This window comes from Yersinia ruckeri ATCC 29473, assembly GCF_000754815.1.
GTDB lineage: Bacteria > Pseudomonadota > Gammaproteobacteria > Enterobacterales > Enterobacteriaceae > Yersinia > Yersinia ruckeri.
Genome location: NZ_KN150747.1, coordinates 1609461 through 1625786, shown reverse-complemented (window position 1 = coordinate 1625786; position 16326 = coordinate 1609461). Strand labels below are relative to the sequence as shown.

The following is a 16326-nucleotide window of genomic DNA, read 5'->3' as shown; positions in this document are numbered from 1 at the left end:
AACTTGCATTGCCGCACAGTTTTTCAGATTTCAGCGGCGGGAGTGATTACCATAAGGCAAAAATAGCAATCAAAAAAGGGAAGAAATCAGTCTCTGAGTTTCAATTATTTTGAACCCACGGCGCATGTTGTTACCACAGTGGGTTTTGCTTTTGCAGAGAAGCCGCCAGCCACAAGTTCCGCCGCGCCCAAAAGAAAGTTAGTACTTACCAACGCCCTTCCAAACAGTAAAACTCTCCGCGCCCAACTGCAAACTGACGCCGCTGTTTAGCTGCATCAACTCGCTTTCTCCCTCTTCACGCTGCCATGTTTCAACGTTGAGTAAAGGTGATACCGGCAGGTTTAACCGGGTAGGCAAACCACGCTGCAAGGCGACCAATACTCGCTCATGCTGATGAGCACGAATAAATACCAGCGAATCACCTGCTGCATACAGCACCTGACAACCCCCTCTCCGCAGCGCCATACTGCTATGACGCAGAGTGATCATCCGTCGACACAAACCGAGCAGTGCATGATCCCAGCGACTTTCGTCCCAGGGAAAGGTTTTACGACAGAAGGGATCGTTTTCACCATCCAACCCGATTTCGTCGCCATAATATAAGCAAGGCACACCAATCCAACTATATAGCCAACCCAAAGCCATTTTCATCCGTGACTTATTGCCGTTCAGCAAGGTAATAAACCGCGCTGTATCATGGCTATCCAGTTGATTAAACAAACGAAGTTGGCAATTGTGGGATAAGCCGGCACGATATTCATCCATCCATTGCGCGCATTCAGCCGCATCCAATTTTATCGGATGAGCGGCCACATCAACCCCCGCTAGAAAGGCTCGCACCGGCAAAGCAAACCCCATATAATTCATCGCCGAATCTTCCACTCCGGCATGTAGCCAATTACGGGCATCGCCGAAATGTTCGCCCAAAATATAAGCCTGCGAATTTTCCTGTTTGGCTGCCTGATAAATTCCAGCTAAATGCTGCAAATTCCCTTTTGCTCCACTCTGTTCACCAAGCATATGTACTACGTCTAAACGCCAGCCATCGATGCTGTATGGCGGACGTAGCCAGTGACGGACAACACTGTCGTCATCACGATAGATTTGATTGACCACCCCCTCTGAGGCAAAATTCAGTTTAGGCAGACTGGAATTGCCTTTCCAATCTAGCACTTGGCCATCAGGAGAAAAGTTGAACCAACTGCGGTAAGGCGAAGTTTCATCGTGGCAAGCACCGCCGGTTCCTTGCTGATGACGGTCAAACCAGCAATGAGAATCGCCAGTATGGTTAAATACGCCATCCAGCAGCAGTTTGATCCCAGCATCTCTGGTTTTTTCCCGCAGTTGCAGGAATGCTTCGTTACCGCCTAAATAAGGATCAACCTGATAATAATCTTGGGTATCATATTTATGTACACTGGGAGCGGTGAAAATCGGATTCAGGTACAAGGCAGTGACACCCAACTGTTGTAAATAAGGCAGTTTTTCACAGATACCCGCTAAATCGCCGCCATAAAAGGTGGAGGAAGCATTCACATCGTCCAGAGGTTCGTTCCACTCTCGCCGGACAACCGGACAACCGGCTGCATGGTGGAAATAACTGCCATCTTGTACGCCATGATCTCCCTGACTACTGGCAAAACGATCGGGGAAAATTTGATAAAATAGTTGATCGGCAACCCAATCAGGTCCGTTATCTGGGATATCAATGGCAAACTGCCCCAATTGAGCTGGAGGAATAACCGAGAAGCCCTGCGGGCTAAACCACTGCTGACGATCAGCCCAAAGCAATTTAAAACAATAGCGCCGACTTGGCTGGCCTTCGCGCAAAGGCAGAACCGCACGATAACGCCAGAATCCATCGTGCTGCCGACCTTTCATCCTCAATAACCACTCTTCATTATCCGGTTCACAGCGAAGAAAAACCTGTTCCGGTAAGTCAGCGCCCCGCAGCCATAAACTGATATGCAACGCATCATCACGCAGATGTATGTAAGGGGAGACCGGCAGATGCCAACCACTCAACATATAACTCTCCTGCTCTAAGCAAAATTACCGCGCGACAACTCAATGCTGCGGCAATAACATGATCTAATTGTATCGATACATCAACCATGCCACGTTGCGATAGGAACCCACTCATCTATTAGCGTAAATTTCAGGGAGGAGTCGGGGGGAGGAGACGGCAAAAATAGGCTAACCATCACCTATATCACTATTTGATGACAGGATAAAGGGTGGGAAAAACAGGGAGAGTCATCCGGTATTGCTGGATAAAAAACCGGGCGCTTAGCCCGGTTCTTCTTGTCTATTTCTGTACAGATCGCAACGATTATTCAGATAATACTGTTAGTGCAGCCTGTTTTTTCTGATGGCGAACTTTCAGATAATAGCCAGCCAGCAGTAAGGCGACCCACGCCAACCCGACATACAGAGAAACTCGAGTGGTAGGGAAATAACCAATCAACCCAATAATGAATAACAGGAAGATAATCGCTAGCACTGAGGTAAATACCCCTCCGCGTAATGGGAAATCTAACGTTTTAATCTGCTCTCGACTCAATGAACGACGGAAACCGATTTGGGATAATAGGATCATGATCCATACCCAAACGGTGGCAAATGTCGCTAGAGAAGCAATGACCAAGAACACATTTTCCGGCATGATGTAGTTCAGATATACCGCAGTCAACATCGCCCCCATCATGACCAACACTGTCACCCAAGGCACACCGCGTTTGGAAATAGCCCCAAAAATCTTCGGTGCATGACCCTGTTCTGCCATACCGTTCAGCATACGACCCACGCCGAATACATCGCTATTAATTGCTGACAACGAGGCAGTAATGACCACAAAGTTCAGGATACCTGCGGCTATAGTAATGCCCAAATGCTGGAAGGTCAGGACAAACGGGCTGCCATTGGTGCCAACCTGATTCCACGGATAAATAGACATAATGACGAACAGCGTACCGACATAAAATACCAGAATGCGCCAAGGCACAGAGTTAATGGCTTTAGGTATAGATTTCTTCGGATCTTCGGCTTCACCAGCAGTAATCCCGATAATTTCTATCCCACCGTAGGCAAACATCACTAGTTGCAATGACAACATCATGCCGACAAAACCATGACTGAAGAAACCACCGTTAGTCCATAAATTATGGATTCCCGTCGGTTGCCCACCGTTGCCAATCCCCCAAATGATGATTCCAACACCGGCCAAAATCATGATGATAATGGTCGCGACTTTGAAGAAGGAGAACCAAAACTCCAGTTCGCCAAACACCTTCACGCTCATCATGTTGATCGCGCCGATAATCAGTACCACACTCAGTACCCAAACCCAATGGGGCACATCAGGGAACCAGACGCCCATATAAATACCAAAGGCGGTCACATCAGCAATAGCCACGATCAGGATTTCAAAACAATAAGTCCAGCCAGTAATATAGCCAGCCATCGGCCCAAGATAATCCTGGGCATAGCGCGAGAAAGAACTGGCTTGCGGATTATTGACCGACATTTCGCCAAGGGCGCGCATAATAATAAAAGCAACAATGCCACCGATTAGGTAAGCCAACAATACGCTTGGCCCAGCCATTTTAATTGCATCTGCGGAGCCATAAAACAGCCCAGTACCGATCGCCGAGCCTAGCGCCATAAAACGGATATGCCGCGTTGTCAGCCCGCGTTTTAGCTTATTTTTGACTGGTAATTCCATAACAGTATCCCGTCTTCTTTCAGCAAAAAGCCACGAGCAAAAGCTCGTGGCTCAACATACTTATTTCATGCCTACTATTGCTTGGCAGTAACCTGATGACGGCAGAAAACTCTGTCGTAAAAACCGGCAATAACCAAGATCAACAAGGAAGGTGGTAGCCAAGCTAACCCTTGTTCAGCCAGTGGCAAATGTTGAGTCCAGGCTGGCAGGAAGTGCTCAAAACTCGAAGCTTTAATCGCATCCAGAATACCGAACAACAAGCTAACCAACATGACCGGTGCCATAATTCGTGACGAATTGTTCCACCAACGTAGGGTAAAACTCAACACCACCAACACAATACATGGCGGATAAATTGCGGTCAGAACCGGAATCGAAATCTGAATCAAGTGGCTCAGACCCAGATTTGATACCAGCATAGAGAAAATGCCAAGAATAAATACCAGTGCGCGGTATGACAACGGCAGATACTGGCTAAAGAACTCGGCGCAAGCGCAGGTTAGGCCAACGGCGGTAACCATACAGGCGATAAATATCAATGCCGCCAGGAACAAGCTACCGAGACCACCAAAGGTATGCTGAACATAAGCATGCAGAATAACTGCACCATTTTGTGCCTCTGGCACCAAAGCACCGCTACCGGCGCCCAGTTTGAACAGGCTCAGGTAAACCAGCGTCAGGCCGATACCTGCAATCAGGCCAGCCCAAATGGTGTAACGAGTCAACAGACCGGGAGAAACCACGCCACGGGAGCGAGCAGCATTTACGATCACAATCCCGAAGACCAGAGCGCCCAAGGTGTCCATCGTCAGATAGCCGTTGACGAAACCGGAAGAGAACGGTACTTGCTGATAGGCTTCGGTAGCCGTAATCAACGGACCTGCAGGCCAAAGCAGCGCGGCAATCCCCAGAATCGCCAGTGCGGCAATTTTCAACGGAGCCAGAATATGCCCAACCGTATCCAGCAGGCGGCCAGGATACAGAGAGACTCCGATGACCAATGCAAAATAGACCACGCTATAGATAAACAGCGGCAATGGGCCATCACCCGTTAGCGGCGCAATCCCAACTTCGAAAGAAACTGTGGCGGTGCGCGGCGTAGCAAAAAGTGGCCCAACGGCCAAATAACAGACCGTTGCCAGTACCAGACCTGCGCTGCGACCAATCGGTTTACTCAGGGCATCAATACCGCCACCGACACGCGCCAGCGCGATGACGGTCATAACCGGTAAACCCACGGCTGTAATCAGAAAGCCAATGGCGGCAATCCAAACATGCTCGCCTGATTGCAGGCCAACCATTGGTGGGAAAATAATGTTTCCGGCACCAACAAATAAGGCAAAGGTCATAAAACCTAATGCCAAGATATCTTTAGATGATAAACGATGACTCATAGTGGTTGTCGTGTTGCCTAGTTAAATGACCAATAAGGAAAACCCTGGGTCGTTGCCTTTCCAGATCAGTCGAGAACGATTTAATGCCCCCCGAAAATGGGCTAATGCGATTAATCAATTTCGACAGTTTGCAGTGTTTTTGAAGTTATATGCAGATGGAATAAACCAACAACGGAGGATAAGTAGAACGTTTATAGCGGAGAAAGGCAAGTCTGGATCGGAAAAGCAGAGTCATCAACCAGATAATTCGTCAATACCAGTTGAACCTGTGGGTTATTAAGAAATACACGCCATATGATTTGTATCATTTTTAGCCAATAATTAACCTTGGGTAGTCAACGCCGTTACAACATAAGTGATTTACCACGGGGAGAGTTTCTTTGAGTTAAAAGTAGAACCCCATACATCTGAGCCTCCAAGTCATATCGGTTGGAGATTGTCATCTCGTTGATTTGAATTCAATAGAGACATTTTTATTGTACGAAAAATCAATGTGCTTTTGGGCGTTTAGTTGGCCAGACCGAGTATCGCCCGTGCTTTTCTCAAGCTTTCAGGCGACAACGGTAAATAACCGTCTCTGCTGACCACGTCCTGCCCTTCTGCGGATAATACCCGGCTGAGAAATACAGCAGTCAGCGGCTCCAGCGGTTGGTCTGGTGCTTTGTTAACATAGATATAAAGATAGCGGGATAAGGGATAGCGGCCATTACGGACATTTTCAGCCGTTGGCAAAACATAATCGTGACCGGATTCAGCCAGTGGAAGTAAGCGCACACCACTAGCGCGAAAACCAATACTGGCATAGCCAATACTGTTCAGGGAGGCAGCCACCGCTTGTACCACCGAAGCAGAGCCGGGTAACTCATTCACCTGACTGCAAAAATCACCACCACACAACGCGCGTAGTTTGAAATAGCCGTAGGTTCCCGAAGCTGAGTTACGGCTGTAACGTTCGATTGAACGTGCTGCCCAAGGACCAGTTAATCCAAGATCGGCCCAAGAATTAACCGGGTTTGATGCACTGCATAAATGATTTTGCGAATAGATAGCATCAAGCTGCGATAAACTCAGACCCGGTAACGGATTGTCCTGATGTACCAATACGACCAAAGCATCTACCGCTACCGGAACCGCGAGAGGGGCATAACCATAGCGTTGCACAAAGGCCGCAATTTCAGCCGACTTCATCGGCCGACTCATGGGGCCTAGTTGAGCAGCACCAGCCGCCAACGCCGTCGGCGCGGTGGAAGAGCCCGCAGCCTGAATCTGTAAGTTGATACTCGGATAATGATGATTAAAGTCTTCTGCCCACAACGACATCAGGTTGGCCAGGGTGTCAGACCCTACGCTGGAAAGATTACCGGAAAGCATCCCTTCTGATGTCATGGCAAAAGCGGGGATACTCACCAATAATAGGGTGCCAAGTAACGTTGTCCTAATCCATTTAATCATCAGATAAATTGTCCGTAGGCCTTAGGTTTTCGCCACATTCTCGGTTAAAACTGGCTGAACAATCAATCGCTTCGGCAAGGTAAAGACAAAACGTGTCCCGAGGCCTATTTCACTCATCACGTCCAAACGCGTATCGTGATGGCTTAATGCATGTTTCACAATAGCCAGACCCAGACCGCTACCGCCGGTTTGTCGCGAACGTGCTTTGTCCACCCGATAAAAACGTTCAGTCAAGCGTGGAACATGTTCCGACCCAATACCAGGGCCATTGTCACTAACCTGGAATTGCGCACCTTGTGGCGTTAACTGCCAGCACACCTCAATTTTGGTTCCCGTTGGCGTATGATTTACCGCGTTATACACCAGATTGGATACTGCGCTGCGCAACTGATCTTCATTACCAAAGACTTTAAGCTGTTCATTAACTCTGAAGGTGATTTCATGGCGACCCGCACTCAGCGCCTGTACCTCATGCTGCAACACTTTTAGCATCAACGGGATATCAACCCGTTCACTCATATCAATATTCGGTGCGGCTTCAATACGCGATAACGTCAACAATTGCTTAACCAAACCGTCCATTCGCTTGGTTTGTTCTTGCATGGTATTTAAGGCTTTACTACGCAAGGCTGGTTCCAGATCCTGATCGTGCATCATTTCCAGATAGCCTTGCAGCACGGTTAACGGCGTGCGTAATTCATGGCTGACATTGGCAAAGAAGTTACGGCGAGCCCCTTCCAACTGGCGCATCTGAGTAACATCGCGAGCAACCATCAACAATTGTCCTTCCGAATAAGGCATCACGCGAAATTCAACATGGTGGCCATTATTCAATGGCAGCGTTAACGGGCGGCTAAATTCTTGCAGTTGCAGGTACTGGGCAAACTCAGGATAACGCAGCAAATTGAGAATATGCTGTCCATTATCTTCCGGCCAGCGAAAACCCAGCAGATTCTGCGCTAATCCATTACACCAAAAAATATTCCCCTCGACAGTCGTCATCACCACCGCATCAGGTAAAGATTCGGCACCACTGCGAAAACGTTTGATCAATAATGCCAACTCACGCCGCCGCCGCCGATTACGCAACTGCATCTGATAAAGACCATAAAATAGCGGTTCCCAGCTCCAGCGGCCAGCAGGCGGCGTCATACTACGATCCAGCCACAGCCAATGGGACAGCTTTAGCTGGTTATAAAAATTCCAAGCGAGAGCCATCAGCACTGAAATCAGCAATAGCCAGGGAAGATAACCGATAAAAATCCCGAGCAGTAATGCAGGCAAACAAAAAAGAACCAGCTCTAAAGCCAGCCTTTTCCATGATAAGCGTTCTAGCACGACAAATTCTCCAGCACTAACCACTTAATAGCGCGTTGAGAAACGGTATCCGGTTCCCCGGACAGTTTGCACCATTTTGTCATGCCCTTCAGGCTCAAGCGCTTTTCGCAAGCGGCGGATATGGACATCAACAGTGCGGTCTTCCACATAAACGTTAGTGCCCCAGACATAATTTAGCAACTGTTCGCGGCTGTAAACCCGCTCAGGGTGAGTCATAAAGAAATGCAGTAATTTGAACTCGGTCGGTCCCATATCCAGCGCTTTTTCCTTCGCCATCACCCGGTGTGAAGAAGGATCCAGACTCAGGCCTTGCATTTCGATCACTTCTTCAACAGCCATTGGCGAAATCCGCCGCATGACCGCCTTTATTCTGGCAACCAGCTCTTTCGGTGAAAATGGTTTGGTTATGTAATCGTCGGCTCCCACTTCCAGCCCACGTACCCGATCTTCTTCTTCACCACGGGCAGTCAACATCATCACCGGTATATCCCGGGTCATCGCTTCACGTTTCATATGTTTAATAAACTGAATCCCGGAACCACCAGGTAACATCCAGTCTAACAGCACCAAATCAGGGAAAGGCTCTGACAGCCGCGCGACAGCACTGTCGTAATCTTCGGCTTCTAACGGTTGGTAGCCATTTTGCTCCAACACAAAACATACCATCTCGCGAATCGGCGCTTCATCTTCCACCACCAGTATGCGTCTTGCCATCGTCAATCCTGCCAATATGTTAGCGATCGCTATTTGATTTCCGCGCCATTATGCGTCAGTTTTATGACAGTTTTATGAAAAAAACCACTTCTATGCCGCCAATAAGCATAGCGGTTAACCGGTAGTACGTTGCAAGGTGATATAACCAACTTTGCGAAGCGCTTCCAGAAATGACGCAATTGCACCTTTTTCACCGCGACATCATTCCACCAACGTTTATAATCAGCGCCATTGTTAACCTGCCATAGCGGGAGTTTTTATGCGCATCATCCACACATCTGACTGGCATTTAGGTCAGTATTTCTTCACAAAAAGCCGCGCTCCAGAACATCAGGCTTTTTTGCACTGGCTTATCCAACAGATTGAAGAACATCAGGTTGATGCGTTGATCGTTGCTGGTGATATCTTTGATACTGGCTCCCCTCCCAGCTATGCCAGAGAATTATATAACCGTTTCATCGTTGCACTTCAGCGCACCGGTTGTCAGTTAGTGGTGCTCGGCGGTAATCATGACTCTGTCGCCACCCTGAATGAGTCACGAGAACTTTTGGCGTGCCTGAATACTCAAGTTATTGCCCACGCCAGTGCCGATCAGGAACAGCAGGTTTTCATTCTCAAGGATCATCAAGATCAGCCTGGAGCGATACTTTGTGCCATTCCATTTCTACGTCCACGCGATCTGATCATCAGCCAATCCGGTGAATCGGGATCGCAGAAACAACTGGCATTGCAAGAAGCGATCGCGGCGCACTACCATCAGCTTTATCTTACGGCGGTGAGCTTGCGTGAACAATGCGGCCTGCCGTTGCCGATTATTGCCACTGGCCACCTTACTACCGTTGGCGTCAGCGCCTCCGACTCTGTGAGGGATATTTATATCGGTACGCTTGATGCCTTTCCGGCTCAGGCTTTTCCCCCTGCCGACTATATTGCACTAGGCCATATTCACCGTGCTCAACAGGTCGCCAAATCTGAACATATTCGCTACAGCGGTTCCCCCATTCCTCTTAGTTTTGACGAGTTGAATAAAGAAAAGAGCGTATTTCTAGTAACCTTTACCGGGCAGCAACTCACCAGCATTGAATCTTTGATTATCCCGCAACACCAACCAATGCAATTGATTAAAGGAAATCTTCAGCAAATAGAACAACAGCTTGCAACCTTTTCCGATCATGTCGGACTGCCCGTATGGTTGGATATTGAAGTCGCAACACCAGACTATCTCAGCGACATTCAACGACGAATTCAGGCATTGACAGAAAATTTACCGGTAGAAGTGGTGTTATTACGGCGCTGTAAAGAACAGAAGCCAGGCCATATTCAGCGGCAAGAAAAAGAAACCCTCAATGAACTGAGCGTCAGCGATGTGTTTGAACGTAGGCTGGCCCTTGAGGCGGAGCTCTCCGGACCACGCCAACAAAAAATGCGGGACATGTTCAGTCAGATTGTCGACTCCGTCACTCTGGATAACGCGGCCGGAGAAACGAATCCATGAAAATTTTAAGTTTACGCCTAAAAAACATTAACTCGCTACAAGGCGAATGGAAGATTGATTTTACCGCCGAGCCCTTCGCCAGCAATGGTCTGTTTGCCATTACTGGCTCGACTGGCGCAGGAAAAACAACGCTGCTGGATGCTATCTGTTTGGCGTTATATCACCAGACTCCGCGGATAAAAGTTTCACCCAGCCAGAATGAATTGATGACCCGTCACACCGCAGAATCACTGGCTGAAGTCGAATTTGAAGTAAAGGGTGTTAGCTATCGCGCATTCTGGAGCCAGCGGCGAGCCAAAAACTCGCCTGAGGGCAACTTGCAGGCACCTAAAGTCGAACTGGCCTTGTGCCAGGACGGCACTATTCTGGCTGATAAAGTGGGAGACAAACTCTCGCAGATAGCCGCTATCACCGGATTGGATTTTGGTCGATTTACCAAATCGATGATGCTATCCCAAGGTCAGTTCGCCGCCTTCCTGAACGCTGATGCCAACGATCGCGCCGAGTTATTGGAAGAGTTAACCGGAACTGAAATATACGGGCGGCTATCAGAACAGGTTTTTGAGCAGCACAAACAGGCTAAAGCCGAATTGGATACACTGTATCTTCGCGCCAACGGCATCGAATTGCTCAATGAAGATCAGCGACAAACATTACAGTCAGAACTCGACGCACTGCACCAACAAGAACAGCAGTTCGGCGCTGAACTACTCGCTTTACAACATCAGATCGCCTGGATCACGTCCTTGCAGCAACAACAGCAACATATACAGCAATGTAACCAGCAACGACAGCAAGTTGAACTGGAATATCAGCAAGCAGAACCTGACCTGCTACGGCTAGCGCGCAGTGAACCCGCTGAAAAACTGCGCCCTTTGCAAATCGCGCGGAATCAGTGCTTGCAAGACCTGCAACAAACGCAACAACGCATAGCAGAAATAACGCAACAACAGCAGCAATACCAATTCCGACTTACGCCGCTGACGCTGGCTTTTGAACAAGCGACCAAGGCTCGCCAACAACATACTGCAGTGCAAGACGAACAAGAAAAACTCATAGAACAACAGATTGCTCCTCTGGATAATCAGATAGATAACCAGAAAAAACTGTTGGCTCAACTGGATCTACAGTTGCAGCAATTGCAGACCAAAACACAGCAAGATACCCAGCAGTTCGAGCAAGACGAACAGCGGTTACAAACAATACATCAGCGGTTACGGCAGTTGACTGACTATGCCATCAGTCACACTCATCATCAGCAATGGGAAAAGAACCTGCCGCTGTGGCGGGAGCAATTCCACCAACTGCATCTGCAAAGGCAATTACTCGCCGATGGCACGCAACAGTTGCAGCAAAAAATCACACTAATTGACACTCAACAACAGCAAATCACCGTACTTAACCAGCAAGAAAAACAGCAACAAACAACCTTGGTCGAAGCGGAAAAACTGGCAGGCAATATTCAACAACAACTATTACTACTTGAGCAACAGTCTCCACAAGCCCCATTGCGCCAACGACTTGGCGAGCTGAATGAACAGCGAAGAAGTCGACTAGAACTTGCCAAATTATCGCCGCTGGCTCAACAAATACAGGCTAGGCATGATCAACAGCGACAACAGTTCTCTACTCAACAACAGCAACTTGATGTTCTTAAACAGCAGCTTGAAGAAAAACGGCAGCAGTACCAACAGCAGAAACAGCATCTTACGGATCTAGAAGCATTGTACGAGCGTGAGAAGCAGATCGTGACGCTGGAAGCCGAAAGAACCCGATTACAGGCAGGCCAAGCCTGCCCACTGTGTGGCGCACTGGAACACCCCGCGATTGCGGAATATCAGGCACTCAAGCCGTCCGAAACAGCGCTACGCGTTGCTGCCCTGCGTAAGCAAGTTGAAGCTCTGTACACTGCTGGTAGCGAGTTACGCGCCCAGTCAGAAAGCTTGCGGCAAAATCAGGCGCGTCTGGATCAGGAACTACAGCAAAGTAGTCAGTTACTTGCTGATTATCAGCAGACCTGGCAAGCACTGACACAGCCGCTAGCGCTAACATTCCAGCTCAATGAGCCGACCTTGCTGACTACCTGGCTGGAACAACAAGAACAACAAGAGCAGGATTGTCAGCGGAAACTGGCAGAGTATGAGCACCTGCAGCAACAGAGCCAACAGGCTAAAAATACATTAGCCCTGGCAGAGCAAAGCCAACAGAAGAACCGACAGGACATCACCCTACTGCAACAGCGACTATCGGATACTCAGCAAGCCCACAAAGAGTTGCAACAGTCCTATCAACGCCAGCAGGATGAATTCAAAGCACGACAACAGGCTTTCATTGATGCATTAGCCAAACTGGGACTCCAGTTACCGGCTCCAGAGCAGCAACAAAATTGGTTGAATCAACGGGAAAGTGAATGGCAGCGTTGGCAACAGCACCAACAGGAACAACAGGATTTGGTTCTACGACAAAAAATGCTGGAGACCCGCCTTGAAAGTCAACGTAGCCATTTACAGGAAGCTAACGAGCAGCTAGCCGAACTGACTCGACAACATCAGCAGATTGGCGATGACTTAAAGCAACAGATTAAACACCGCCTGTCTCTATTTGGTGACCGAATGGTTGCCGAAGTGCGCCAGACTTTGCGTCAACAACAACAGCAACTGGAACTGGCGCAGCAGAAGGCCGCTGATGAGTTACAACAATGGCAATCGCAGCTAAGCCGTCTATCCGGTGAACTGGCGACGCTGGAGCAACAGTTACAGCAATATCAGTTGCGGGCATCTGCCTCTCAAACAGCATTGCAACAAGCATTGGCAAACAGTGAATTTAGTGACGAACAGACACTGACAGCGGCATTATTAAGTGACGATGAAAGACAGCACTTACAGCAGTGGCAACAACAATTGAGCCAACGTCGGCAACAAGCAGATATCCGTCAACAACAAGCGAGTGAAGCGCTGGCACGACATATACAGGCTTGCCCATCGGGGATTGATCAGCATACCGATTTAGCCGATCTGCAACAACGATCAGATCAGCTATCGACCCAAAGAAAGACCAGTACGCTACGACAGGGAGAATTGCGTAATCAATTAGAGAGCGACGCCATTCGTCGGGTAACCCAGTCAGCATTGTTTGATAAAATAGAAAATAGTCAGCAACAATACGATGATTGGAGTTATCTCAATCACTTAATCGGTTCAAAGGAAGGCGATAAATTCCGCAAATTTGCACAAGGTCTAACGCTCGATCACCTGGTTTATCTGGCCAATAACCAGTTAACACGGCTACACGGACGCTATCTACTGCAACGCAAGACCAATGATGCACTGGAACTCTTGGTGGTTGATACCTGGCAGGCTGATGCCATTCGGGATACCCGAACGCTTTCAGGAGGAGAAAGTTTCCTGGTCAGTCTATCGCTGGCACTAGCACTGTCGGATCTGGTTAGTCATAAAACCAGTATTGACTCATTGTTCCTTGATGAAGGTTTTGGGACGCTTGATGCGGAAACACTGGATACGGCTCTGGATGCGCTGGACAGTCTGAACGCTACCGGGAAAACTATTGGTGTGATCAGTCATGTGGAGGCAATGAAAGAACGAATACCAGTACAAATTAAAGTGAAGAAAATTAACGGATTGGGCATTAGCCGGCTGGACAGTATTTTTGCTGTAAATTAAAGCAACACGGATCTTATCTTTAAGATTCCCTCAAGGGAGTACCTGTTAAAAAAACATTTAATTCATATAGTTAACAGTAAGTGCATTCATGCGCCACACTTGAGTGTGGCGCACCCGAGATATCTTACCCATCCATTTGTGGTTGGTTATAGAGCAATAGTGACACAACGGGAAACCGGTATAGACTTAGCTATGGCGGTGCGCCAACACCTATCCTCCAGCGATATATTTATAAACAAAAACAACAAGTTAGATAAGAAAACGCGCCTTACTCCGTTGGGTGTTCAACTTTTAGAGTGCAGTTCAGAAGGCCGAGGTTTACGGCACGCCGGGTTAAGTTACTCTTGTGGCCACAGCCAAGCGGCACCACGCACACCGCTAGAGTCACCATGTATAGCCTTGCGAATGGGTGTTTCACATTCGCCACCAAATACCCAAGGGCGGATCAAATCCGGGAGAGTTTGATATAAACGATCAACGTTACTCATTCCTCCGCCCAATACGACAACATCGGGATCAAATAAGTTAATCACATGAGCCAATGATTTAGCGAACCGTTGCTCATAACGCTGCATAGTCAGTTCTGCAATGGCATCACCTTGTTCCATTAGTGTGATTATTTCTTTTCCTTTCAATGAATTACCACTTAGGCGAAAATAGTCTGTGGCAAATCCGGTACCGGAAACAAAGGTTTCAATACATCCTTTTTTGCCACAATAGCAGGGAACCTCTGATTGATAGTGCAGCTCATCTTCATTTTGCCACGGCAAAGGATTATGTCCCCACTCACCGGCAATACCATTACCACCCGAATGTACCCGCCCATCAATGGCAATACCTGAGCCACAACCGGTTCCTATAATTGCCGCAAATACCAAATGCCGTCCAGCACCGGCTCCATCGATGGCTTCCGAAACAGCAAGGCAGTTCGCATCATTTGCCATTCTGACCGGGCGAGCCAACTTTTCAGACAGATCCCGATCCAGAGCCTGCCCATTTAGCCACACTGAGTTAGCATTTTTCACTTTTCCGCTAAAAGGAGACAAGGTTCCAGGAATTCCTACACCGACACTGCCCTGTTCATCCGTTGCTTTTTCTGCATCGGCAACCAAACTGGCAATTGCTAATATTGTTTGATGATAGTCATGCCGTTGCGTTTCCACCCGCTTGCGGAAAAGCTCTCGCCCATCATTGGCTAATGCAATGACTTCTATTTTGGTGCCACCCAAATCTATACCAATGCGCATTGTGCTTCACCTCTTTGCAACCGGCTGTATTTTTTTGACTAAACTCAACTTGATCTGTGCCCTCAGCACTAAACCACTAAATCATTAGCCTTTGTATACTAGTTTGGACAATCCTCAAGCCTCTCACAATCTTTGAATTCTCCTATTTGATATCACCTGACAATTTGAACCCTTCAGTCTGAAGAACTGATGCAGTTGCAGCGCTTTTTCATCCAATATTTCGATTCAAAGCCAAATTCATTGCGCTATTTTGCTATGGACTGTGGCTTCAATTCGTTATTATGCCGCCTTGCGTTTGATTAACACGCGTGCTTTGAGCGCGCCAGAGTTTGGGATAACACTATGCTGTGGTTTAAAAATTTAATGGTTTACCGTTTGAGCCGGGAAGTTTCACTGTCTGCGGATGAAATGGAAAAACAGTTAAGCGCCCTCTCTTTTACCCCGTGCGGTAGTCAGGATATGGCGAAAACCGGTTGGGTACCGCCGATGGGCTCACACAGCGACGCATTAACCCATACCGTTAATGGTCAGATTGTTATCTGTGCGCGTAAAGAAGAAAAAATCCTGCCTTCACCCGTCATTAAGCAAGAATTACAGGCCAAGATCGAGCGGCTGGAAGGTGAGCAACACCGTAAACTAAAAAAAACCGAAAAAGACTCTCTGAAAGACGAAGTGCTGCACAGCCTGCTGCCACGGGCATTCAGCCGTTTTAACCAAACCTATTTATGGATTGATACGGTTAATGGCCTGATTATGGTCGATGCCGCCAGCGCCAAACGTGCTGAAGATACGCTGGCATTATTGCGTAAGAGTTTGGGTTCATTACCGGTTGTTCCACTGACGCTGGAAAATCCGATTGAGCTAACGCTAACCGAATGGGTTCGCTCCGGTGATTTACCCGCAGGTTTTACCTTAATGGACGAAGCTGAACTGAAAGCCATTCTTGAAGACGGCGGCGTTATTCGCTGTAAGAAACAGGCATTAGTTAGCGATGAAATTGCTGTTCATATTGAGGCGGGCAAACTGGTGACTAAACTGGCGCTGGATTGGCAAGAACGCGTGCAATTGATATTGGCTGATGATGGTTCGCTGAAACGGTTGAAATTCTCAGACACATTACGTGAACAGAATGATGATATTGATCGGGACGATTTCGCACAGCGTTTTGATGCCGATTTTATTCTGATGACCAGTGAGTTAGCCGCGTTGATCAAAAATTTGATCGAGGCGCTGGGTGGCGAAGCTCAACGTTAAGTTGGCTCATGGATAATGTTGCCCCCTC

10 protein-coding genes are annotated in these 16326 nt (G+C 48.1%); 3 read left to right on the top strand and 7 right to left on the bottom strand.

Annotation, left to right across the window (positions count from 1 at the left end; translation table 11 throughout):
- Positions 1-198 precede the first annotated feature (198 nt).
- The 6 genes from malZ to phoB all read right to left on the bottom strand — a co-directional run bounded on the left by malZ (position 199) and on the right by phoB (position 8622).
- Positions 199-2028, bottom strand: a complete 1830-nt coding sequence (gene malZ / locus DJ39_RS07225) for a maltodextrin glucosidase (RefSeq protein WP_004720329.1) — start codon at positions 2026-2028, stop codon at positions 199-201.
- Between the two features lie 304 nt (positions 2029-2332).
- A complete protein-coding gene (gene proY / locus DJ39_RS07220) occupies positions 2333-3724 on the bottom strand; it encodes a proline-specific permease ProY (RefSeq protein ID WP_004720326.1) in 1392 nt (463 codons plus the stop codon).
- 74 nt (positions 3725-3798) lie between these two features.
- Positions 3799-5118 carry a branched-chain amino acid transport system II carrier protein gene (brnQ, locus tag DJ39_RS07215; RefSeq protein ID WP_004720323.1) on the bottom strand — a complete coding sequence of 440 codons (1320 nt, stop codon included), beginning with the start codon at positions 5116-5118 and terminating at the stop codon, positions 3799-3801.
- Between the two features lie 507 nt (positions 5119-5625).
- A complete protein-coding gene (locus DJ39_RS07210; RefSeq protein WP_038251280.1) occupies positions 5626-6570 on the bottom strand; it encodes a PstS family phosphate ABC transporter substrate-binding protein in 945 nt (314 codons plus the stop codon).
- Between the two features lie 21 nt (positions 6571-6591).
- Positions 6592-7908, bottom strand: coding sequence for a phosphate regulon sensor histidine kinase PhoR (phoR, locus tag DJ39_RS07205; protein WP_038243678.1), 1317 nt, complete (start codon positions 7906-7908; stop codon positions 6592-6594).
- Positions 7909-7932: 24 nt separating this feature from the next.
- Positions 7933-8622: a phosphate response regulator transcription factor PhoB gene (gene phoB, locus DJ39_RS07200; protein WP_038243676.1), complete on the bottom strand. Its 690-nt coding sequence runs from the start codon at positions 8620-8622 to the stop codon at positions 7933-7935.
- A gap of 259 nt (positions 8623-8881) precedes the next feature.
- Between phoB and sbcD the strand changes: the two genes are divergently transcribed.
- Positions 8882-10117 (top strand): exonuclease subunit SbcD, encoded by a 1236-nt coding sequence (gene sbcD / locus DJ39_RS07195; protein WP_004720314.1) that lies wholly within the window; start codon positions 8882-8884, stop codon positions 10115-10117.
- A complete protein-coding gene (locus DJ39_RS07190) occupies positions 10114-13797 on the top strand; it encodes an SbcC/MukB-like Walker B domain-containing protein (RefSeq protein WP_038243670.1) in 3684 nt (1227 codons plus the stop codon). Before sbcD ends, DJ39_RS07190 begins: the two co-directional genes overlap by 4 nt.
- 338 nt (positions 13798-14135) lie before the next feature.
- Here DJ39_RS07190 and mak read toward each other — a convergent pair whose 3' ends face one another.
- The gene (mak, locus tag DJ39_RS07185; protein ID WP_004720310.1) at positions 14136-15044 is read right to left on the bottom strand and encodes a fructokinase; all 909 of its coding nucleotides are present in this window, start codon (positions 15042-15044) and stop codon (positions 14136-14138) included.
- Between the two features lie 342 nt (positions 15045-15386).
- On the opposite strand from mak, the gene rdgC reads away from it, so the two are divergent.
- Entirely contained in the window at positions 15387-16298 is a 912-nt protein-coding gene (gene rdgC / locus DJ39_RS07180; RefSeq protein WP_004720309.1) for a recombination-associated protein RdgC, read from the top strand.
- Positions 16299-16326 lie beyond the last annotated feature (28 nt).

What these genes read in the sequence shown, in the direction of transcription:
- sbcD (WP_004720314.1), top strand. Translation starts at nt 8,882, where the DNA reads ATGCGCATCATCCACACATCTGACTGGCATTTAGGTCAGTATTTCTTC.
- proY (WP_004720326.1), bottom strand. Translation starts at nt 3,724, where the DNA reads ATGGAATTACCAGTCAAAAATAAGCTAAAACGCGGGCTGACAACGCGG.
- phoB (WP_038243676.1), bottom strand. Translation starts at nt 8,622, where the DNA reads ATGGCAAGACGCATACTGGTGGTGGAAGATGAAGCGCCGATTCGCGAG.
- malZ (WP_004720329.1), bottom strand. Translation starts at nt 2,028, where the DNA reads ATGTTGAGTGGTTGGCATCTGCCGGTCTCCCCTTACATACATCTGCGT.
- DJ39_RS07190 (WP_038243670.1), top strand. Translation starts at nt 10,114, where the DNA reads ATGAAAATTTTAAGTTTACGCCTAAAAAACATTAACTCGCTACAAGGC.
- brnQ (WP_004720323.1), bottom strand. Translation starts at nt 5,118, where the DNA reads ATGAGTCATCGTTTATCATCTAAAGATATCTTGGCATTAGGTTTTATG.
- DJ39_RS07210 (WP_038251280.1), bottom strand. Translation starts at nt 6,570, where the DNA reads ATGATTAAATGGATTAGGACAACGTTACTTGGCACCCTATTATTGGTG.
- rdgC (WP_004720309.1), top strand. Translation starts at nt 15,387, where the DNA reads ATGCTGTGGTTTAAAAATTTAATGGTTTACCGTTTGAGCCGGGAAGTT.
- mak (WP_004720310.1), bottom strand. Translation starts at nt 15,044, where the DNA reads ATGCGCATTGGTATAGATTTGGGTGGCACCAAAATAGAAGTCATTGCA.